This window comes from Vibrio sp. Y2-5 (assembly GCF_014596725.1).
Taxonomy (GTDB): Bacteria; Pseudomonadota; Gammaproteobacteria; order Enterobacterales; family Vibrionaceae; genus Vibrio.
In genome coordinates, this window is sequence record NZ_JACVEG010000004.1 from 163,620 (window position 1) to 185,168 (window position 21,549).

The window sequence follows — 21,549 nt, forward strand, 5'->3', positions numbered from 1 at the left end:
ACTATCGCTTAAAGTGCTAGTTTCGAGTTTCGAATTAGTAAGAGAGAAAATTTGTGCCTATCTCCCAATACTCATTCACCAGCCCCACTTGAAAAATTGCCTAATCATCCACAAATAGTCACAGTACTGTGTAAGCAGCTGGCATTTTAAAATGCAGAGAGCGCTTCACTGATTAGTTTTAATACAAAAATATCAATAAATTAGTTATCAACGTTATCCGGAATAAGTCACCTATGTTAATTGCAGCTTGATTAAATTGATTTGCCTAATATTCTTACACTATTCACTTGCTCACAAATCTAGCCACAGCGGTTCGCAAATGGCTAAAAGGAAACTCTATGAGTCGTACAACACCTGTCTCCGACACTCATTCCAAATTAGGTAGCTTGATCGAAAAATGGACAAGAACGAGTAACCAGTTTGGCAATCACACGAGTATTCCGGGACTAAGGTTAAGCCACTGGGAAGCCCCAACACCGCCCACCAGTTACACTCATAATGCGAGCATCTGTTTGATTGCTCAAGGTAAAAAACAAGTTCTCTTAGGAGAAGATAGTTTTATATACGACGCCAACCATTTTCTCATTTCTTCAGTGAATCTCCCTATCACTGCCAACATTATGGAAGCGAGTAAAGAGAAGCCGTATTTAGGGCTAATATTAGAACTGGATTTGCAGGAGATCTCGCAACTGATTGTCGACAGTGACTATTCTTTTACCCACAACAGAGAAGCACAGAAAGGCATCGCTGTCGGTACTCTTTCTCAACCACTGCTCGACGCTTTTGTCCGTCTGCTTTCACTAATGGATGAACCTGAGTCGATCAAAGTTCTCGCTCCGGTGATTAAACGCGAGATTTTTTATCGGCTTCTGATGAGTGAACAAGGATCTCGATTAAACCAAATCGTTACCGACGGTAGTCACAGCCATCAGATTTCAAAAGCCATTGAGTGGTTGAAAAGCAACTTTGTGAAACCGCTTAGTGTCGGAGAACTTGCCTCTTACAGTGGCATGAGCAAGTCTGCGTTTTACACACACTTCCGATCTATGACCTCTATGACACCGCTACAGTTTCAGAAGAAACTGCGTTTAAGCGAAGCGCGACGCTTGATGCTGACTGAGAATCTCGATGCTATGGCGACCACCTTTAAAGTAGGCTATGAAAGTCCTTCTCAATTTAGCCGCGAGTACAGCCGCTTATTCGGTTCTCCCCCTTCGAAAGACATCAAAGCATTGCGCGAATCCAACATGGTTTAAAGCCAATAACTTGTGCTGCTGAGTGATTTTTTGGAAGAATAGGCAAGACAAAGAGAGGATCTGACATTCATCGATATTCGTTCTGTATATAGAATATCTCTTATACTAAACGTCATCTGCTTTGAATTGTGGATGCATAACCCGGTTAGCGTCAGGCTAAGCCAACACGCGAACTGTAACTCTCAAGAAGGGTGTGACAATGCAATTAGATTTCTCTTACTACAACCCAACAACCATTCATTTTGGTAAAGACTCACTGGCGAAATTAGACAGCGAACTGCCTAAGTTCGGTGACACGGTTATGTTGGTTTATGGCCGTAATGCAATCAAATCAAACGGTCTGTACGACAAAGTTATCGCAAGCCTGACTGCTGCAGGTAAGAAAGTTGTTGAGCTTTCTGGTGTTATGCCAAACCCTACTTACAGCAAAATGATGGAAGGTGTTGAGCTTGTGCGTGAACACAACGTTGACCTGATTCTGGCTGTAGGTGGCGGCTCTGTCGTAGACTGTGCAAAAGGTATTTCAGTCGCGGCACACTGTACTGACCAAGACCCATTCCAAAAATACTGGATTGAGTGGCAAGACGTTTCTAACGAAGTGGTACCTGTGGCTTCAATTCTGACTATGGTAGGTACTGGTTCAGAAATGAATGGTGGTTCGGTTATTACTCACGAAGAGAGCAAAACTAAAGCGGGTCGTGTATTCCCACCTATCGCTTATCCTAAGTTTTCTATTTTGAACCCAGAGTACACCTTCACGGTTTCTGAGTACCAAATGGTGAGTGGCGTGTTCGATACAATGTCACACCTGATGGAGCAGTATTTCTCTGACCAAGGCGCAAACACCACTGACTACGTCATCGAAAGCTTATTGAAGTCTTCTATCGATAACCTACGTGTTGCGCTTAAAGATCCTCAGGATTACGAAGCTCGCAGTAACATCATGTGGAACGCGACCTTGGCACTCAACACAATTACCGGTCTTTCTAAGACTCAAGACTGGCAAGTTCATATGATTGAACACCAGTTAGGTGCTTACACTGACTGTGCACACGGTATGGGTCTGGCGGCTGTTTCTCTGCCTTACTATCGCCTAATCTACAAATTTGGTTTGGATAAGTTTGTACGTTACGCAACTCAGGTTTGGGGTGTTTCTGCAGAAGGCAAAACCAAAGAGCAAATCGCACTTGAAGGTATTGATGCATTAGAAGCATTCACAAAAGAGTGTGGCATCGTAACGTCACTTGAAGAACTTGGTGCAACCAAAGAGATGCTGCCAAAAATCGCAGAATCTACCGTTATTCTAGGTAATGGTTACAAAAAGCTGACAACAGAAGAAGTACTGAACATTCTGGAAGAGTGTTACTAATCCTCCTCTTTGTTCATTGTTGATAGACAAAAACGCCAGCATTACTGGCGTTTTTTTATCACCTTTAATTATGCAAGATCCGCCAAATGATCTTTGATATAGGTGTCTAAACTACGTGCTGGTTTACCGGTTAACACTTGTACCGCATCGCTTACACCCGCAGTCCAACCTTCGCGAACTGGATAGAAAATCGAAGTCAGAAATTCCGCGTAATCCGCTGGTACACCCACCCCTTTTAGCATGTCACAAAACGCGCCGTCTTCCATTGCTTGATACTGTACAGGCTTACCTAACGCTGAACTGATTTTAGCTGCTGCTTCTGCATAGCTGAAAGCTTCTGGCCCCGTTAGATTGAACGCTTGATTGTCGAACTGATCGGTCGTCAAAACTGCTGCTGCACTTTCAGCGATATCACGCACATCAATAAAGCTCGACTCGCCCTCTGCTGCTGGAACGGCAATCACGCCTTGGTCAATCCCCGCTTTCCAGTACGTGTGGAAGTTATCAGAGAACCAGTTTGGACGAAGAATAACGTAAGGAACGCCTGAGTTTTCCAAAGCAATTTCAACCTGACGGTATGGGATAGAGTCATCGGCATCCACGCCCAACACACTTTGGAAAACCACTTTGACATTGCGTGCTGCCGCAGCTTCGATTACTGGAATTAACAGTGCTTTAGATTCCACATAACCGCCCGCGAGCATGACGTATGCGCGGTCAACACCGTCAAAGGCTGACTCAAATGTTGAAGGATCAGTGTAATCAAACACCACACCTTCTGCTGCACCGAACGATTTACCGCTGCGGGATGCGGCTTTCACTTGTTCACCCTTTGCCAATAATGCTTCCACTAAAGGGCGGCCAACATTACCGGATGCGCCTAAGACCAATACTTTACTCATTGTTAAATCTCCTAAGTATATTTTCGATACTATGTTGTTGAAGGATACTTAATGATTAATCTATACTCTTCAAACCGAGTTGTGAAGAAGGCACTTTTTGGTAACAAGGTAACTTTGAAGTAACCATCCTGTGATTTGAGCATAGAGGATAAATCGTGGATTTTGCGTATGACGTTTATGAAAACCGCTGCCCGACGCGAGCAGTTTTGGATCGCATTGCGGACAAATGGGCAATGCTCATCTTAGATAAACTGAGCCATGAGCCGGTTCGTTTTAATCACTTAAAGCGAGATATCAAAGGCATATCTCAAAAGGTGCTATCGCAAACGTTGAAGAAATTAGAGCGGGATGGATTAGTCACAAGAACCGTGTTCCCAACGGTTCCGGTTACGGTTGAATATGCGTTGACCCCATTGGGAGACACGCTCACCGAAGCTGTCGCAGCACTCGCCCACTGGGCAGAGAAAAACATGGATGCCGTGATTACCGCTCAAGAAAATTACGATGCGAAGTTGGCAGAAAATTAATTTTATTAGCAGCTAAATTCGCGCACAACAGTGTCGAAAACACGCTCACCTTGAACAAAAAAAACACCACTGCATTACACAGTGGTGACCCATACCCGGGAAAGGTTAATAGAATCAGAAGCAGCAGTCCCTCATTGGGGGTGTGAGACCGCTTTTATTATTAAAATATCTTAACGTTGTTTCTTCATTGCGCTGTCCATCCAAACCGCCAGCAGTAACACACCGCCTTTAACAATGTATTGCCAGAAAGTCGGCACATCCATCATGCTCATACCGTTATCGAGTGACGCCATGATAAACGCACCGATAACCGCACCAAACACAGTGCCCACGCCACCAGCCATACTCGTACCGCCGATGACACAAGCTGCGATAGCATCTAGCTCCGCGATGTTACCTGCTGACGGTGACCCCGCACCTAAGCGAGAACTCAAAACCAATCCAGCAACAGCGACTAAGAAACCATTCATCGCGTAGACCAACAGTTTTGTGCGTTCAACATTGATGCCTGATAAACGGCTGGCTTCAATGTTGCCGCCAATAGCGTAAATGCGGCGGCCAAATCTCGACTTTGTAGCGATGAAAGAGCCGACAAGTACAAAGAAAGTAAGCAGTAGCACTGGTGTAGGTACACCACGGTATTCATTAAGAATAAAGATAACGGAAAGTACACCAAGGCCAATTAGTGTGTTTTTGACCAGAGATATCTGCATTGAAGGCACAGACAATTCGTATTTCTTACGCATCACATTGCGTTTTTTCTGCCAACCAAAGTAAACCGATAGGCAGCAAACACCGGCAATAATACTTAACATGTTTGGCAGATAACTTTGACCGATGACGCCCATCACTTCAGAAATCGGAGCCACTGTCGTGCCGTTTGTAATACCAATTAAGATACCCCTAAAAGCAAGATATCCGGCTAAGGTTACGATGAAAGAAGGTACTTTGCGGTATGCCACCCACCAACCATTCCAAGCGCCCAAAACTAAACCTGAACAAAGCGTAATAAGAATGGTCACAGGTAGCGGTAAACCAAACCAAACATCGAGAATCGCTGCTAATCCGCCAAGTAAGCCCATCATTGAACCTACCGACAAGTCAATTTCGCCACTGATAATGACAAAGACCATGCCTATCGCCAATATTCCAGTGATCGCAGTCTGTCTGAACAGGTTGGAAATGTTTCGCGGAGTTAAGTAGCTCCAATCAGTCATGATGCTGAAAAAGATCATGATAAATACGATCGCTAGTGCCATCACCAGCATCTGAAAATTGCCGCCTTTTAATCGACTTAACAGGCTAGCGTTGGAGTCTTTAGTTAATTCTGTTGATTGTTCCATCACGCGGTTACTCCTTCTGATAATGCACAATCCATAATGATTTCTTGAGTCAGGTCTTGGTTAATCAAATCACCTTTGATGACACCTTCGTGCATCACAAGCACACGGTCACTAATGCCCAGCACTTCAGGTAATTCGGAAGAAACCATGATGATGCTTATGCCCTGTTTAACTAATTTAAACATCAGCTTGTAGATTTCGTATTTTGCTCCGACATCAATACCCCGTGTTGGCTCATCCAAAATTAAGATACTTGGATTAACCATTAGAAATCTTGCCAGTATGGCTTTCTGCTGGTTACCACCCGAGAGATTCTTAATAGAAAGCTCAGCATTTGGCGTTTTGACGGTTAGCTGTTTGATGTTCTCTTTGATAATGTTTGATTCGAGTGTGTCATTTAACACACCGTATTTTGACAATGAATCGAGGGCAGACAGAGACATGTTTTGTCCAACAGACATGATCGGCACTATGCCATTTCTCTTGCGATCTTCAGGCACCATCGCGATACCAAAATCCAAGGCATCCTTACTGTTGTTTATCTCTATTTTCTTTCCATGCAGGAAATATTGGCCTTCATTTCTGCCAAGATAACTGCCGTACAAGCACTCCATTAACTCAGTGCGACCTGCGCCCACCAGCCCTGAAATACCGAGAATTTCACCTTTACGTAATTGGAAACTCGCATTTTTTACTTTTGGAATAGCGGAATTTGATTTGTCCCAAGCGTTAACATTTTTGACTTCCAGTACAACGTCACCAATGTCGTGCTCTTCTCTTGGAAAGAGTTGCTTCATTTCCCTGCCAACCATCATGGTGATGATGTCGTCAGTTGTCATATCACTTGCTTGTTTAGTACCGATATGTACCCCATCGCGGATGATACAGATATGGTCAGAGATCTCTTTTACCTCACCAAGCTTGTGAGAGATATAGATACAACTCACACCCGATTCTCTGAGTTCTTTTACCAGGTTAAGTAAGATTTCTGTTTCCGATTCGGTTAAAGGCGCCGTTGGTTCATCAAGCACTAATAGCTTGGCATTCTTAGACATCGCCTTAGCAATTTCGACTAACTGCTGTTGACCTACCCCCAAGTCTCCAACTTTTGTTTCCGGTGATACAGGCAAATTAACCTTTTCTAATAATAGTTTTGCCTCGTAATGCATTAACTCGTGATTTAATATTCCGCGCGTGCAAATTTCTGACCCTAGAAATAAATTTTCTAGGATACTCAATTCTTTAACTAAGGTGAGTTCTTGGTGAATAATTGCGATACCAATACTTTCCGTATCAGAGATGTTTTTGGGTTCAATTACTTTTCCGTTATATATAATTTCGCCTTCATAATCGCCATGAGGATAGATACCGCATAAGACTTTCATTAAGGTCGATTTACCTGAACCATTCTCACCGCACAAGGATAATACTTCACCTTTATTAAGACTAATACTAATACCGTCAAGCGCTCTTACAGGGCCAAAGCACTTAACGATATTTCGCATTTCTAATAAAGAAGACATAGTTGTCTCTCCCAATAAAAATAGCGTTAAGAGAATCTCTTAACGCTTTTATTACTATTATTGATAAATTTCACTTTCAGCGTGGAATCCATCTCGAACAACAGTTGTTTTAATGTTTTTCGAAGTAACAGCTACAGGATCTAACAAATAAGCCGGTACATCTTTCTTACCGTTATTGAGAGAAGAGTTTTGTGCTGGTGTTTTGCCATCAGCGAGTTCCACTGCGATTTCAGCAGCACGGCTTGCAAGCGTATTAATTGGTTTGTAAATCGTCATAGTTTGAGTGCCATCAACGATTCGACGTAACGCCGCTAGGTCAGCATCTTGACCTGAAATAGAGACTTTACCCGCTAAGCCTTGCGCTTCTAGTGCTTGGATAGCACCACCTGCCGTTGCATCGTTTGAAGCAACCACAACGTCAATCTTGTTGTTATTCGCAGTTAACGCATTTTCCATAATTTTCAATGCGTTTTCTGCTAGCCAATAGTTAACCCATTGATCGCCGACAACTTTAATATCGCCTGAGTCAATTTTAGGCTGAAGAATATTCATTTGGCCTTTGCGGAATAGTTTCGCGTTATTGTCCGTAGGTGCACCACCCATTAGGAAGTAGTTTCCTTTAGGTTTTGCATCCAACATTGCTTGCGCCTGCATTTCACCCACTCTTTCATTGTCAAATGACAAGTAGAAGTCGATATCTGCATCACTAATAAGGCGGTCGTACGCTAAAACTTTAATACCATCGCGTTTTGCATCACTAATTACGTTTGACAGAACTCCGCCGTTGGTTGGAATAATGACTAATACATCAACGCCACGTGAGATCATATTTTCAATTTGAGAAATCTGAGTTTGCTCATTCCCGTTTGCTGACTGGACATATACTTTCGCTCCCAGTTCTTCAGCTTTATCAACGAAAATATCTCGGTCTTTTTGCCAACGTTCTAGTCGTAAATCATCAATGACCATGCCTATTTTTAACGACTTAGCAAAGGCAGGGGAACTTAGACAAACAAGAACGGAGCATACAAGAATTAATAGCTTTTTCATTATACTTTCCTTTGTATTGCACTATTTATTTGTAGGGTTTATTCACCATTAATAGTGAACACAAGAATTCTATGTAGAATAAGTTTGAAAAGTCTTTTCTCTCATCTTATTTGTGTCTTATGTTTTTTTGTTTTTTATTTCAAATGTGATCATCATAGAAATATATGATTTAAGTCACCACATAGCTCTGAATCATGAATACTTGTGCAACCTATTAAAATCAACAACTTAAAGTCAATATAAATAGAGAACCCCAAATTAATTCTGGTTATTTTTGACCAAAGTCTCATTAATAAAATAGGTAATATTGAAAACAAAAAAACATAATTGCCGAATATGATTAATTCATAAAATATTAAACCTGCATTTAAGTCAAAAGATTAACGGAGCCTCGACGATGACTGAATTTTTTAAGAATATAAACAAAATTAAATATGAAGGGAGCGAATCAACTAACCCTTTAGCATTTAAACACTATGATGCAGACAAAATGATCTTAGGTAAGAGCATGAAAGATCATTTACGTTTTGCAGCATGCTACTGGCACAACTTCTGCTGGCCAGGCAGCGATGTGTTTGGCGCGGGAACTTTTGACCGTCCATGGGCAAACGGTGCAAACGATATGGAAATGGCTATGGTCAAAGCTGACCATGCATTTGATTTCTTCACCAAATTAGGTGTTCCTTACTACTGTTTCCATGATGTTGACGTTGCACCAGAGGGGAATAGCATTAAAGAGTACATCAACAATTTCGCGCAAATGGTTGATGTATTAGAGCAAAAACAAAATGAAACCGGTATGCAGCTACTTTGGGGTACTGCGAACGCTTTCTCTCACCCACGCTACATGGCAGGTGCAGGCAGCAACCCAGATCCTAAAGTATTTGCCTACGCTGCAACACAAATCTTCAACGCAATGAACGCGACACAACGCTTAGGCGGTCAAAACTACGTATTGTGGGGCGGTCGTGAAGGTTATGAAACACTGTTGAATACTGATTTACGCCAAGAGCGCAAACAACTTGGCCGCTTAATGCAGATGGTTGTTGAGCACAAACACAAAATTGGTTTCAAAGGTGCCATTTTAATTGAACCAAAACCTCAAGAGCCAACCAAGCATCAGTACGACTATGACACTGCAACCGTATACGGTTTCCTAAAGCAGTTCGGTCTTGAAAACGAAATCAAAGTGAACATTGAAGCCAACCATGCAACTCTTGCTGGTCATAGCTTCCATCACGAAGTCGCGACAGCTACATCGTTAGGTCTGTTTGGTTCAATCGATGCAAACCGCGGTGACGCGCAATTAGGTTGGGACACTGACCAGTTCCCGAATAGTGTGGAAGAAAACACGCTAATTATGTACGAAATCTTGAAAGCTGGTGGTTTCACTACAGGTGGCTTTAACTTCGACGCTCGCTTACGCCGTCCATCTATCGATGCAGAAGACCTATTCCACGGTCATATCGGCGGTATGGATACTATGGCACTTTCACTCAAACGTGCTGCGGACATGATTGAGAACGACGTTCTATCTAAGTCAATTTCTCAACGCTACGCGGGTTGGAACGAAGAGCTAGGTAAAAAGATTCTTGCAGGCGATATGTCTTTAGAGTCAGTGGCTCAATATGCTGTCGACAATAACATTTCACCAGTTAAAGAATCTGGCAAACAAGAGTTGCTTGAAAATATTGTGAATGGTTTCATCTACAAATAGTTGATTCTAAGTTATATAAAAGCCAACCTTAATAATCTTGAGGTTGGCTTTTTTATTTGTGTTCAATATATGTAATTCAATGCTTATAAGTATCCGTCTTTATAAATTCTTTAGCCCATATAAAAAGTGTTGCTTATAAATAAGCAACACTTGATTGTTTAACCTGAATATGAATATATAACGACTAAAATAAATCTTTCACTTGCGTATAAAGTGCTTGGAATACCTTCCTCTTCGTCTGATACAACTCTTTTTTGCTTTCATCAGGCAAGTGAGTTTGTACTAATTCAGGCACAGGACAAACATCTTTGACCGTCACTCCTACTTCTGTGCCTAACCTTGCTAACCTCGCCGCCCCCAGCGCCGGACCAACCTCACCGCCAGAACGATAAACCAGCTTCATGCCTGAGATATCAGCCAGCATTTGTCGCCAGTAACTGCTTTTCGCCCCGCCACCAATCAGGGAAATTTCGTTCGGAGCAGAGCTCACTGAGTGTTGGGCATCTAGACCATCAGCCAAAGCAAAACTTACCCCTTCTAGCACAGCTAATGCTAACTCAGCTTTAGTAGTGGAATGAGTCATACCAAAAAACACACCTTTGGCGTTTGGATCGTTATGAGGCGTGCGTTCACCTGAGAGATAAGGTAAGAAAATCACTTTTGATTTTGGATCGGCATGCTCTTCAACGTCTTTGAGCATGGTTCCTACGTCTTCTTGTCCGGTAAGCTTAGCGACCCAATCCAGACAAGATGCGGCACTAAGGATCACAGACATAGTATGCCAAGTCTTCGGTAACGCATGACAGAAACTATGCAGCGCCGATTCAGGATTCGCGATGAAACCGTCACTGACCGCAAAGTAAACACCCGAAGTACCAAGAGATAACATTGCCTGCCCCGGTTCTGTGATGCCAACACCTACCGCTCCTGCAGCGTTGTCTCCAGCACCCGCAACAATAGGTACACACGACATTCCCCATAACTCAGCGAGTTCTTTCTTCAGGTGTCCGGTCACTTCTGTACCTTCATAAAGTTTAGGCATATGCTCTCTGCCTAACCCTGTCGCTTTGAGTAGCGCGTCGCTCCAGTCTCGCTTATCCACATCCAACCACATGGTTCCCGCAGAGTCAGACATGTCTGAGGCGTAATCACCAGACAGCATGAGCCTTAGGTAATCCTTAGGTAACAGTACTTTATCAATTTGGCTAAACACTTCTGGTTCATGTCTTTGTACCCATTTCAGTTTAGGCGCAGTAAATCCAGGCATCATCAAGTTGCCAGTGATATCTCGACTGTTTGTTACCAGTTGCTCTAACTCAACACATTCCTCAAAACATCTGCCATCGTTCCACAATATTGCGGGTCTTAACACCTTGCCATTCTGGTCAAGCAGTGTCGCGCCGTGCATTTGACCGGATAACCCAATGGCGCGTACTTGTGAAAGTTCGAACTCATCTTTTAACTCGCTAACAATGCTTTCTGTCGCCGTCCACCAGTCAACCGGATTTTGTTCCGACCAGAGCTCATGCGGTCGAGAAACCGATAAGGGCTTTGTTTTTGATGCTACGATTTTGTCATGTTCGTCCAGCAGTATTATTTTTACTCCAGATGTACCTAAATCGATCCCCATATACATGGTTATGCTCCTTCCAAATTTTGGATTTAAAAATAAGTTGACCTGATTTTAATATTCTTCCGGTTTGCTAGAGCGAACAATTATGTTTTTTTGTACCACCATTCTTCAATTTGCTTATTGTGTTATAGATCACGTGAGATAACTGATTTCAAGTGTTAGTATCGCGGGTAAAAACGAAATAAATAAAATATGAACAAACATTTTCGCATCACCCTGCTATTTAATGCCAATAAAGTATATGATCGCCAAGTGATAGAAGGTATTGGTGAATATTTACAAGCATCTCAGTGTGCTTGGGATATATTTTTGGAAGAAGATTTCACTACACATTTAGATAATTTAAAACATTGGAAAGGTGACGGTATTATCGCCGACTTCGACAATCCTAAAGTTGTCGAAAGCCTAAAAAATATCAATGTGCCGATAGTTGCTGTAGGTGGGTCGTATACCAAAGAAGAAGACTATCCCAACGTCCCTTATGTGGCGACTGACAACTACGCTCTGGTTGAACTAGCCTTTCAACACCTCAAACAAAAAGGTTTAGAAAATTTCGCCTTCTACGGTATTCCTTCCCATTCTTGGAAAAGATGGGGACACGAGAGAGAAACCGCGTTTCAAGACATCTTGGCGAAAGAAGGCTACAAAGGCTCAATATTCAGAGGAAACCAGACGTCTTCCGATACATGGCAATACGACATGAACCGCCTTGCCGACTGGATTCAAATGCTACCAACACCAACCGGAATTATTGCGGTGACAGACTCAAGAGCGCGCCATATCCTTCAGGTATGTGAACACCTAAATATTATGGTACCGGACAAGATCTCCGTTATCGGCATCGATAACGAGGAACTGGCTAGTTATCTGACACGGGTTTCACTAAGCTCGGTAGGTCAAGGATGTAAAGAGATGGGGTTCCGAGCTGCTAAAATTCTTCACAAAAAACTCACCGAACATTCCGCTGAACCGACTCCTTCGCCAGCTAAAATCCCTCGCATACTTGTTCCGCCAACAAAAGTGTTCGAGAGACAAAGTACCGATTTTCACGCTTTAAAAGATTCTTATGTCATTCAAGCTATGCACTACATCAGGCACAACGCTTGTAAAGGCATTAAAGTCGATCAGGTCCTCGCGGCTGTCGGTATATCAAGATCCAACTTGGAATCGCGATTTAAAGAAGAGTGTGGACACTCTATCCATGAAGAGATACATAACTCCAAATTGAAGCGTGCCTGTAATCTACTCAAAACCACGTCTTTGCCGATCAGTGAAATCGCGGAGTTGTGTGGCTACCCATCGTTGCAGTACATGTATACCGTGTTTAAGAAGAACCTCGACCAAACACCAAAAGACTACCGCAACAACGCTTCGAACGAAGATTAACGATTAAAAACGGCGAAGATGGTGCAAACCGTCTTCGCATCGCCTTTTCCAAGCTTAAACAAACCAAACTGAAGCGAAGTTTTCATAGAGAAGTTTGCTGGTCATGATCAAGGTGACTGAGATAAACACAGGTCTCACAAGACGATTACCATACGAAATGACGCATTTGCTGCCAATAACTGACCCTATGATTTGTCCACCAGCCATAATTAAGCCAAGTTGATAATCAACACTGCCTAACCAGATAAACAGAATCAAAGAAATAACGTTGCCAATTAGGTTCAAAGGCTTTGTCGCCATCGTCGCTTGTTTAATGGTGTACCCAAGCAGACTGATGAACGCCAACATCCAGAACGATCCCGTACCCGGTCCAAAGAAGCCGTTATAAAAGCCAATCAACAAACTACATACCACCATAAAATGCGTGTTTGATAGCACAGGTTCTGTTGCTTCCGTTGCTTTCAGTTTCTTGGCAAAGATTGAATACAAGGTGATCGCAACCATCAGGATAGGCAGTAATTTTTCCAACACTTGTTTGTCGATGACTCCAACCGCAAGGGTTCCAAGCACTGCGCCAATTGACGTAAATACCAAACCTAAAACAATACCTTGAGCGGGAAACTGTCTGTTTCTCATAAACATCACAGAGGTGGTCAGTTCGCCGATTACCGCTTGCAGTCGATTCGTGCCCAATACCGTCATAGGTGGTAAGCCAACCAGTAGCAGGCTTGGTACAGTAATCAGCCCTCCACCACCAGCAATAGCATCAACAACACCCGCAATAATTGAGATTAAAAATAAAAATACATAAACCCAGTCCACCGTACTGAATTGAAACAAGTTGTCCATATCTCCATCACCTAGTCGTAAATTTGTGTGCGTGACTATTTGTACCACTCGGCAATATGTAGTTAAATTAACGATAATTTACTTAATCATTAAGGTTAAACTTAATGCTATCGTCACAAGATATTGAATTTTTTATTACTGTAGCGGGCAGTCGTTCATTGGCTGCTGCCGCGCGAAAGCTGAATGTTACGCCTCCCAGTGTTTCGCAGCGGCTGCAAAATATTGAACGCAAGCTTGGCGTTAAGTTGATCGACAGGAATGCTCGAATCACCTCATTGACGACCGAAGGCGAAGTGCTGGCCAGTAAAGGACAGGCGCTGTTACAAGATCTTGAACACTTAACCCAAGATCTTTCAGAGAAGAAACTCGCCATTTCAGGTGATTTAAAACTCGTTTCATCCCTTGGGTTCGGTGAAAAGCACATCGGCCCTTTAGCAGCAGAATTTCAACAGCTATACCCTTCTCTTCGTATTGAACTGAATCTATCGGATATTCCAAAGTGGTCTGCACACAACAGCCCAGACATCATGTTCTACATAGGACACCTTCAGGACTCTGCGTTAAAAAGAATTGTGTTGTCTAAAAACCGTCGATTACTGTTAGCCTCACCGGCCTACCTTGAATCTGCACCAGCACTTGAGCAACCAAAAGACCTAGAACAGCATCGCTGCATTGCTTTGCGAGAAAATGATGAAGATGCCACCATGTGGCGGCTTACCCATACCACAACCAAGAGTGAAACCAGAGTTAGAGTGGTTCCTGTTCTTTCAAGCAATGTCAGCCGCGTGACCAAAGATTGGTGTATTGATGGTCAGGGTATCATTCAACGTTCTGAATGGGATGTAAAAGAAGAACTTAAAAGCGGGAAATTGGTTCGCGTACTTCCTGACTATCAACTGCAAGAAGCAGACATTGTAGCTCTTCTGTCTTCTGAACAGTTTCATCGTTCGCAAAAAGTAACCGCATTTTTAGAGTACGTAAAACAACGGCTACCTGAGCGTTTATCTATAAGTTAGTAATTGATAAGAAGCATACCGTTAGCGGTGTTCATACAAATTATTTTCTAAACCATAGAGCATCATGGTGCCCGTTAATTGAAACCCAACGTCTTTTAGTAGTCGGTTTGAGGTATCGTTATCTGGGAAGGTCACTGCATAAACTTTTTCGATCTTGTTTACTGGTATCTCAGCTTTCATCACTGCAGTCGCCGCCTCTCTGGCGTAACCATTTGAGTGATATTGTGACAAAAACGCATAGCCGAGATCTGGTGAATCGAGCTCAGGCCTTTTCAAGATGCCGCACATACCAATAGGAGTATGTGTCTCTTTTAATTCAACCATATTCAAACCAAAACCATTGGTCTTATAGCTCAACAGTGGTCCGTTGGATAAGTAGTTCATCGCATCTTCAATGCTTCTGACATTCTTATCACCGATACAGCGAATAAACGCCTCCTCATTAAGCAGGCGAACAATGAATTCCGCATCTCTTAGTTCAAAATGTCTAATCACCAGCCTAGCTGTTCCACATACGATCTTCATTTATTCGCCTTATTGACTGCACTGACAAAAGTATTGGTTCGAACTGGATCAGCGATTGTGATTTATATTTTTGTAAACATCAAAAATAGATGATGTCGATTCGCGCACAATCAGATCGATTGGTGGAACGCGTACGGTATGGTCTTCACCACTGAGCATTTTAAATATCGCGTCAGCGCACACACTGCCTAACTCTTCAATTGGTTGACGCAGTGTCGTGAGTGCTGGCGTGAAGTAACTTGACGTTTGAAGGTCATCAAAACCGATCACCGAAACATCTTGTGGAACCTTTAATCCTCTATCGTGCAGCGCTTTAATGGCTCCATAAGCTGTTTGATCATTAGCGGCGAAGATGGCTGAAAAATGGACTTTCGAGTCAAGTAACTCAAGAGTTTTTTGATAACCTTGCTCTGAACTAAAATCCCCTTGCTTTACCAATCGAGAATTAATGGCAATTCCCCTATCTTTTAATGCACGCCGATAACCTTCATAACGCTTGTGCGCATCTGGCTGAGTACACAGCCCCTTAATGTGCGCAATATTGACATGTCCCTGTTGTAATAAGTGCAAAGTTGCCAGATATCCGCCAAGAGCATTATCAAACTCTATGGTCAGTATGTTATTCGCTTGAATCTTATTGTATCCAACGGCGACGATGGGTGTGTGCAACGAATACTCGATCAGCTCTTCGTCAGATAAGTCTCCAGACACAATAATCACACCATCAACATGGCTTTTGAAAAAGTAGTCAAGTGCATGTTTTTCTAGCCGCCGCTTCCAGTGACCTGTCGCGATCACCAATGAATAACCTCTGCTACTCAAACTGCCTTCCAGATCCTTCAGTATTGCATTCATAAACGGACTATCTGCGTTTTGTAGCAATACACCAATGGTCATCGAGCGCCCTTTGACCGGACCTTTGACTTTACATGTGACCTTGTAACCACTCTTTTGTATCGCTTTCTCAATATTGTAGCTTTTCTCATCAGACACATAGGTTGAACGATTCAAGTACCTAGAAACTGTGCTGGGAGAAACCCCCGCTAACTTTGCAACATCATAGATGGAGGCAGGCTTTTTACTCGTCATCATGTCCATTATTCATATATCCATATAAGTCTTTCGCTGCTGCTGTGCTAAAACCACAGACGTCTGATATCCATATAACAATGCACTGGCGTTTTTTTAGAGGTAAGAAGAAGGTAGATTAAGACCATTAACCGAGCTGGTTTACGCAGATTGGTTAAGTCATGACTACCCCAACATACAACTCTAGGATAATAGAGCCGACCTATGGCCGGATTTGCATTGCTAATACCAATGCCAGTAATTAAATGGTCAGAATTTTGCGCCGAGAAAACTACCGAGAGCAAAGCAGAATTTGCAGTAACTAGTTATTCTAATTATAAAAATTCTAACGCTGCTATCGGTGATTTTAACAAGCAATAATGATTAGATAATTGCTGGAATTGGTATAAATATTATTATTCAGCTTTAACGTCACATACCATTCGCCATGCTTCTGGCAGGACGTTAACGTCGCCGACTACACGAATTCTTTGACGGAACTGAATGTCAGTCGAAGAAGAGCCTATCATCAGATCAAACTCCCCGCCTTCAACAACACGCTGGTTGTTACGGTTGGTAAGGTTGAGCATATCAACAGGAAGCTGGAAGGCGACGGTTTTGCTCTCACCTGCTTTTAGGAATACTTTCTTAAAGCCTTTTAATTCCTTAATCGGTCGGACAACACTCGATACCACATCACGAGCATAAAGCTGTACGACTTCTGCGCCATCAACACGGCCTGTATTCGTTAGCGTCAGCGATAGCTCGACGGTGTCTTCGAAACCTAACTCTTGTGAAGCCACCTTAAACCCAGTGTATTCAAATTCGCTATAGCTTAAACCGTGACCAAAATTGAAACTGGAACCAAAGTGATAGGCTATAGGTGTTCCTGCACTCTTGAGCTTGTGATTATAGAAATACGGTACTGCACCCACGTTTTTAGGAATCGAAATCGTCAGTTTTCCGCTTGGGTTGTTTTTGCCAGTGAAGGTATCAGCAATAGCGTCTGCACCCGCTTGACCCGGAGCCCAACCCAACACAATTGCCGCCGCTTCATCTTCAGCGCGACCTAGATTGTATGGTCGCCCACCGGTCACCAATACCACTACAGGTTTACCTGTATCCAAGACCGCATCAAGCATTTGCTGCTGCACACCCGGCAGCGCTAAGCTGTCGCAATCTGAACCTTCACCAACCGTGCCTGTTTGGAACAAACCCGCTAAATCGCCAACACAAACCACAGCGACATCACTTTCCGCCGCCGTTGCGACAGCCGCTTCGATCTGCCCCATATCTCGGCTGATAGGCGACTCTGCCGCCTGTCTGATCGCCATATCAACATCCCCAGGGAAAACTGGAGCATTGGCGTGACGCTCTGTCAAAATGTCACATCCTTTGGCGTACATAACGGATTCAAAACGCTCTTGAAACGCTTCCAAAAGCGTTTTCGACACTTTGTCTGTGCTGTCTTCCTGACTCAAAATAAGATGCACAGGGAAACTATAACCACCTAATAGTGCAAGCTGGTCATCCGCCGTCGCTCCTATCAGTGCCACTTTTTGATCCAATTTCAGCGGCAATGTCTGATCTTGATTTTTAAGCAGAACAATCGATTCACTTGCGACTCTGTAAGCAATGTCCTGACTCGCGTCATTGTGTAGAGGGGCAAGTGGAACGTCTGTATAAGGGTTCTCAAATAACCCCATTTCAAACTTTTTACTTAATATACGAGCAACAATTTCATCGATTTTTTCTATTGAGATAAGACCGCGTTGCAGTGCTTCTGCCAATTTTGTTGAGCATGCATCATCGGGCAGTTCAACATCCAAACCAGCATTGAAAGAAAGCGCCGCTGCGCTTGCACGATCTTCTGCAATTGAATGGTGCGAGCTTAACAAATCAATACCGCCGTAATCCGCGACAATCAATCCATCGAAGCCCCACTTTTCACGTAAAATCTCAGTCAGTAAGAAATGGGATGCGTGGCAAGGTTCGCCATCAATATCATGGTAAGCAGGCATGACAGAGCCTGCATTCGCCAGTTTTACAGCCATTTCAAACGGCAGTAAAAATGTATCATTGAGCTCTTTAAAACCCAGATTTACCGGAGCGTGGTTACGTGCACCTTCACTTGCTGAATGCCCAACAAAGTGTTTAAGCGTTGCCAGCAAATCACGTTTCTCACCTTGTAACCCTTTCACATAGTGAGTTGCCATGATGCCAACAAGATAAGGATCTTCACCCAATGTTTCCTCTGTTCGTCCCCAACGGACATCACGAGAAACATCCAATACTGGCGCAAGCCCCTGTTTGGTGCCAATCATTCGCGCTTGTCGGCCAATGTCCATTGCCGCTTCTTCAATCAGCTCAGGATTCCAAGTGTGACCATAATTTAACGATGATGGATAAAGCGTACCGCCTTTCGCCATGAGACCAACCAAACACTCCTCATGTGCCATTGCAGGAATGCCAAGTCGAGTCTCTTCGACTAAGAATTTTTGCAGCTGATTTAGCGCTTTCACACCATTTATAGCATCAACAGTATGAGTTCCAAGCGGGCGGGAAATCTGACCAAGGCCATACTTGAGCTTCTCTTTGACGGTTCGCTCAACGTTTTCACTTGTCATTTCAAGCTCACGTTCTTTGTGCTCGCCATCCGGGTCAAGTATCAACCATTGAGCCCCCATTTGTGCCAGTTTTTCTTCAACCGTCATATGGGAAAGCAGGTCGCTCACACGTTCTGCTATCGAAAGAGATGAGTTCTTGTAGTTCATATTTTTTACCTAAGCGATGCTGATGACTTTGATAGACTTAATATCTACTAAAATATTGCCTATTTCTTCCATGTGGAACTCAATTACCAAATATTGAACACCTAATACCAAATATATTATCCGCTATAAATTTCTTTTTAGAGCCTTCATTAAATAGTTGTTTTATATTTTTTGAAAATGGTCAAATTAACCACTTTTAATAAGCCGAATATAAATATTCGTAATAGTGATTGAATCAAATTAAATGATATGAAAATGCAAAAAATTAAGAAAAGTGGAAACGACTGAGATTGCTAGATAGCAAGCGGAGGCTTTAGATAGAAAAAGCGGCCGTTCAATCAGCCGCTTGTTAGTGCTTAGTATACGATTAGTGAACTTTCGTGTTTTCTGTCACTTCAAAATCTAATGAGATCAAATCTTCATCTTTTGACGAAGAGCCAACCATTAAACTAAATGTTCCAGCCTCGACGATCTCTTCAAGTTCTGCATTGACCAACGCTAAATCAGAGAAATTAACCGTCATTGTTACATCGACACTTTCACCAGCCGCAATATAAACACGTTCAAAACCGCATAGCTGTTTAATTGGTGTAGTAACAGTAGAGAAATGATCATTAAAGTAAACCTGTACAATTTCAGTACCGTCAATATCCGATTTATTTGTCACTGTGAGTGAAAGTTCAATATCGGTATTTGGTTCAATCACAACTTGTTTCAAATAAACATTACTGTATTCAAACTGGCTATAAGATTTACCTTCACCAAAGCTAAACAATGGTTGTTCTGGCATATCGATGTAGCGCTCTTTATGACCTGTAGTGTGAGAGTTCTGTGCATGCCAACCTTCATACTTGTTATAGAAAACAGGCAACTGTCCAACATGATATGGGAAAGAAATGGTCAATTTACCCGATGGATTATGCTCACCGACTATGACTCGTTTTACCGCTTCCCCACCCTTAGTACCTGAGTTAAATCCACACAACAGGGCATTCGCATTCTCTGCAACCCAAGGGATTGTCATCGGCTTAGAGGCAACCAAGTTAACAATCAATGGTACGCCCGAAGCTTTAATCTGCTCTAACATGGCTTGCTGTTTACCAGTTAGGTCCAGATTCGCTCTGTCATGGAACTCACCATTTTGCGCTAATGTATCTCCGACACAAGCAATGACAACATCAGCTTGAGTCAAGGCGCGAGCTAACTCTTCAGGTTGCTCAAACTCGCCGTCAATGCAGTCCGCACCTTTCACGTACTCAACCTTGAAGCCATATTGCTTTGAAGCGGCTTGGAAAGCCTGAAGCGTCGTAACGGCTTGTTCACGATGAAAAGTATCGTTTGTAGCACCAGCCTGCATCGAACCAAACGACCAGTCACCCAATTGCGCAATAACATCATCGGCATTGGGACCGGCAACCAGTACTGTGAAATCTTTGGTTGGTTTCAACGGCAAAATACCATCATTTTTAAGCATTACGATACTCTTGAGGCTCGCTTCCATCGACAGATCTAAGTTCTGTGGAAGACCGAAGATTTCTTGGCGATCTGGCGAATAGAATCGCATCTCATCGAACAGGCCTAACTCAAACTTTTTCGCCAGAATACGAGCAACGGCGTTGTTAACAACTTCAATGTCCACTTGCCCGTCTTTAACCAGCTTAACCGCCGCTTCATAGAACTCCGCGGTCGACATCATCATGTCGTTACCCGCGACCAAAGCGCGATAACACGCATCCTCAATTGTTGGGCTTACTTTCTGCTTAGTGTGCAGCGATTTGACGTTATCCCAGTCAGTAACAATAAAGCCGTCTAAACCCCAATCCGTTTTCGCTACATCCGTCAGCAACCATTTGTCAGCGGTACAAGGCAAACCATCGTTGGAGTGATACCCCGTCATAAGAGAAGCCACTTTTGACTTTTGCACTGCTTTGCGAAATGGCGGAAGGAAGATCGATTTGAGCTTACGGCGAGACACATCGGCTTCGTAAGAGTCTCGGCCACCCGTTGTTTCGCCATAAGCGACATAGTGTTTAGCACACGCGAGAATAGAATCTGGGCTTGCGAAATTCTCACCTTGATACCCTTTAACCGTCTCTGCTGCCATCTCACCGATTAACCACGCATCTTCACCATAGGTTTCATTCACACGCCCCCAACGTGCGTCTCGTCCTATACAAAGCACTGGTGAAAACGTCCAGTGAATGCCCGTGGCGCGTACCTCTTTAGCCGCCACTTTTGCCATTTCTCTCATCAGTTCACGATCCCAGCTTGAGGAAGCGGAAAGCTGAGTGGGGAACACGGTCGCATCGTTATCGAAACAGTGACCGTGAATAGCATCAATACCAAAAATAAGCGGGATACCAAGACGTGTTTTTGCAGCACGCTCTTGCAAACGCATTGCTGCATCACCGGTGCAATGAAGGTAACTGCCTATATGCCACCCTTCCAGTTTATCCGTGTTGCCTTCGACGTTGGCAGGAAGTTGAGTCAACTGACCGATTTTCTCCTCAATGGTCATACGGCTCAACAGATCAGATACACGTTCGGACACCGTCGCGTTTTTGTTCATGTAGGTTTCTGTCATTATTATTGTTCTCTGTTTAGAAAGAGC

General features: G+C 43.2%; 17 protein-coding genes. 7 read left to right on the top strand and 10 right to left on the bottom strand.

Annotated elements, in window-relative coordinates; translation table 11 throughout:
- Positions 1-338: 338 nt before the first annotated feature.
- Positions 339-1,256, top strand: a complete 918-nt coding sequence (locus HUO09_RS13150; protein WP_188234259.1) for an AraC family transcriptional regulator — start codon at positions 339-341, stop codon at positions 1,254-1,256.
- 199 nt (positions 1,257-1,455) lie between these two features.
- Entirely contained in the window at positions 1,456-2,625 is a 1,170-nt protein-coding gene (locus tag HUO09_RS13155) for an iron-containing alcohol dehydrogenase (RefSeq protein WP_167412886.1), read from the top strand.
- A 68-nt stretch (positions 2,626-2,693) separates the two neighbouring features.
- On the opposite strand, the gene HUO09_RS13160 is transcribed toward HUO09_RS13155, so the two are convergent.
- Complete coding sequence (locus tag HUO09_RS13160) at positions 2,694-3,527, bottom strand: SDR family oxidoreductase (RefSeq protein WP_188234260.1); 834 nt, start codon at positions 3,525-3,527, stop codon at positions 2,694-2,696.
- A 155-nt stretch (positions 3,528-3,682) separates the two neighbouring features.
- Between HUO09_RS13160 and HUO09_RS13165 the strand changes: the two genes are divergently transcribed.
- Positions 3,683-4,054: a helix-turn-helix domain-containing protein gene (locus tag HUO09_RS13165; protein ID WP_188234261.1), complete on the top strand. Its 372-nt coding sequence runs from the start codon at positions 3,683-3,685 to the stop codon at positions 4,052-4,054.
- A 170-nt stretch (positions 4,055-4,224) separates the two neighbouring features.
- Here the strand turns inward: HUO09_RS13165 and HUO09_RS13170 are convergent, their stop codons facing one another.
- From HUO09_RS13170 to xylF, 3 genes are read right to left on the bottom strand one after another with little or no spacing between them, the layout of a single operon-like run.
- Positions 4,225-5,397, bottom strand: a complete 1,173-nt coding sequence (locus HUO09_RS13170) for a sugar ABC transporter permease (protein ID WP_188234326.1) — start codon at positions 5,395-5,397, stop codon at positions 4,225-4,227.
- Positions 5,397-6,920, bottom strand: coding sequence for a xylose ABC transporter ATP-binding protein (locus HUO09_RS13175; RefSeq protein WP_188234262.1), 1,524 nt, complete (start codon positions 6,918-6,920; stop codon positions 5,397-5,399). The genes HUO09_RS13170 and HUO09_RS13175 overlap by 1 nt, the downstream gene beginning before the upstream one ends.
- 57 nt (positions 6,921-6,977) lie before the next feature.
- Complete coding sequence (gene xylF, locus HUO09_RS13180) at positions 6,978-7,970, bottom strand: D-xylose ABC transporter substrate-binding protein (protein WP_167413061.1); 993 nt, start codon at positions 7,968-7,970, stop codon at positions 6,978-6,980.
- A 397-nt stretch (positions 7,971-8,367) separates the two neighbouring features.
- Here xylF and xylA point away from each other — a divergent pair, with 397 nt between their 5' ends.
- Positions 8,368-9,687 (top strand): xylose isomerase, encoded by a 1,320-nt coding sequence (xylA, locus tag HUO09_RS13185; protein WP_167413060.1) that lies wholly within the window; start codon positions 8,368-8,370, stop codon positions 9,685-9,687.
- Positions 9,688-9,871: 184 nt separating this feature from the next.
- On the opposite strand, the gene xylB is transcribed toward xylA, so the two are convergent.
- Positions 9,872-11,323: a xylulokinase gene (xylB, locus tag HUO09_RS13190; protein WP_188234263.1), complete on the bottom strand. Its 1,452-nt coding sequence runs from the start codon at positions 11,321-11,323 to the stop codon at positions 9,872-9,874.
- 189 nt (positions 11,324-11,512) lie between these two features.
- Here xylB and HUO09_RS13195 point away from each other — a divergent pair, with 189 nt between their 5' ends.
- Positions 11,513-12,706: a DNA-binding transcriptional regulator gene (locus HUO09_RS13195; protein ID WP_188234264.1), complete on the top strand. Its 1,194-nt coding sequence runs from the start codon at positions 11,513-11,515 to the stop codon at positions 12,704-12,706.
- 54 nt (positions 12,707-12,760) lie between these two features.
- Here the strand turns inward: HUO09_RS13195 and HUO09_RS13200 are convergent, their stop codons facing one another.
- Entirely contained in the window at positions 12,761-13,555 is a 795-nt protein-coding gene (locus HUO09_RS13200) for a TSUP family transporter (RefSeq protein WP_188234265.1), read from the bottom strand.
- Between the two features lie 104 nt (positions 13,556-13,659).
- On the opposite strand from HUO09_RS13200, the gene HUO09_RS13205 reads away from it, so the two are divergent.
- Positions 13,660-14,571 carry a LysR family transcriptional regulator gene (locus HUO09_RS13205; protein ID WP_188234266.1) on the top strand — a complete coding sequence of 304 codons (912 nt, stop codon included), beginning with the start codon at positions 13,660-13,662 and terminating at the stop codon, positions 14,569-14,571.
- Positions 14,572-14,592: 21 nt separating this feature from the next.
- Here HUO09_RS13205 and HUO09_RS13210 read toward each other — a convergent pair whose 3' ends face one another.
- Together HUO09_RS13210 and HUO09_RS13215 are read right to left on the bottom strand one after the other, a co-directional pair.
- Complete coding sequence (locus HUO09_RS13210; RefSeq protein ID WP_188234267.1) at positions 14,593-15,096, bottom strand: GNAT family N-acetyltransferase; 504 nt, start codon at positions 15,094-15,096, stop codon at positions 14,593-14,595.
- Positions 15,097-15,144: 48 nt separating this feature from the next.
- Positions 15,145-16,188, bottom strand: coding sequence for a LacI family DNA-binding transcriptional regulator (locus HUO09_RS13215; protein ID WP_188234327.1), 1,044 nt, complete (start codon positions 16,186-16,188; stop codon positions 15,145-15,147).
- Between the two features lie 201 nt (positions 16,189-16,389).
- Between HUO09_RS13215 and HUO09_RS13220 the strand changes: the two genes are divergently transcribed.
- Positions 16,390-16,545, top strand: coding sequence for a hypothetical protein (locus tag HUO09_RS13220; protein ID WP_188234268.1), 156 nt, complete (start codon positions 16,390-16,392; stop codon positions 16,543-16,545).
- Between the two features lie 35 nt (positions 16,546-16,580).
- Here the strand turns inward: HUO09_RS13220 and HUO09_RS13225 are convergent, their stop codons facing one another.
- Positions 16,581-18,938, bottom strand: a complete 2,358-nt coding sequence (locus tag HUO09_RS13225; RefSeq protein ID WP_188234269.1) for a glycoside hydrolase family 3 N-terminal domain-containing protein — start codon at positions 18,936-18,938, stop codon at positions 16,581-16,583.
- 367 nt (positions 18,939-19,305) lie between these two features.
- Positions 19,306-21,522, bottom strand: a complete 2,217-nt coding sequence (locus HUO09_RS13230) for a glycoside hydrolase family 3 N-terminal domain-containing protein (protein WP_188234270.1) — start codon at positions 21,520-21,522, stop codon at positions 19,306-19,308.
- Positions 21,523-21,549 lie beyond the last annotated feature (27 nt).

What these genes read in the sequence shown, in the direction of transcription:
- HUO09_RS13150 (WP_188234259.1), top strand. Translation starts at nt 339, where the DNA reads ATGAGTCGTACAACACCTGTCTCCGACACTCATTCCAAATTAGGTAGC.
- HUO09_RS13155 (WP_167412886.1), top strand. Translation starts at nt 1,456, where the DNA reads ATGCAATTAGATTTCTCTTACTACAACCCAACAACCATTCATTTTGGT.
- HUO09_RS13160 (WP_188234260.1), bottom strand. Translation starts at nt 3,527, where the DNA reads ATGAGTAAAGTATTGGTCTTAGGCGCATCCGGTAATGTTGGCCGCCCT.
- HUO09_RS13170 (WP_188234326.1), bottom strand. Translation starts at nt 5,397, where the DNA reads ATGGAACAATCAACAGAATTAACTAAAGACTCCAACGCTAGCCTGTTA.
- HUO09_RS13175 (WP_188234262.1), bottom strand. Translation starts at nt 6,920, where the DNA reads ATGTCTTCTTTATTAGAAATGCGAAATATCGTTAAGTGCTTTGGCCCT.
- xylF (WP_167413061.1), bottom strand. Translation starts at nt 7,970, where the DNA reads ATGAAAAAGCTATTAATTCTTGTATGCTCCGTTCTTGTTTGTCTAAGT.
- xylA (WP_167413060.1), top strand. Translation starts at nt 8,368, where the DNA reads ATGACTGAATTTTTTAAGAATATAAACAAAATTAAATATGAAGGGAGC.
- xylB (WP_188234263.1), bottom strand. Translation starts at nt 11,323, where the DNA reads ATGTATATGGGGATCGATTTAGGTACATCTGGAGTAAAAATAATACTG.
- HUO09_RS13195 (WP_188234264.1), top strand. Translation starts at nt 11,513, where the DNA reads ATGAACAAACATTTTCGCATCACCCTGCTATTTAATGCCAATAAAGTA.
- HUO09_RS13200 (WP_188234265.1), bottom strand. Translation starts at nt 13,555, where the DNA reads ATGGACAACTTGTTTCAATTCAGTACGGTGGACTGGGTTTATGTATTT.
- HUO09_RS13205 (WP_188234266.1), top strand. Translation starts at nt 13,660, where the DNA reads ATGCTATCGTCACAAGATATTGAATTTTTTATTACTGTAGCGGGCAGT.
- HUO09_RS13210 (WP_188234267.1), bottom strand. Translation starts at nt 15,096, where the DNA reads ATGAAGATCGTATGTGGAACAGCTAGGCTGGTGATTAGACATTTTGAA.
- HUO09_RS13215 (WP_188234327.1), bottom strand. Translation starts at nt 16,188, where the DNA reads ATGATGACGAGTAAAAAGCCTGCCTCCATCTATGATGTTGCAAAGTTA.
- HUO09_RS13220 (WP_188234268.1), top strand. Translation starts at nt 16,390, where the DNA reads ATGGCCGGATTTGCATTGCTAATACCAATGCCAGTAATTAAATGGTCA.
- HUO09_RS13225 (WP_188234269.1), bottom strand. Translation starts at nt 18,938, where the DNA reads ATGAACTACAAGAACTCATCTCTTTCGATAGCAGAACGTGTGAGCGAC.
- HUO09_RS13230 (WP_188234270.1), bottom strand. Translation starts at nt 21,522, where the DNA reads ATGACAGAAACCTACATGAACAAAAACGCGACGGTGTCCGAACGTGTA.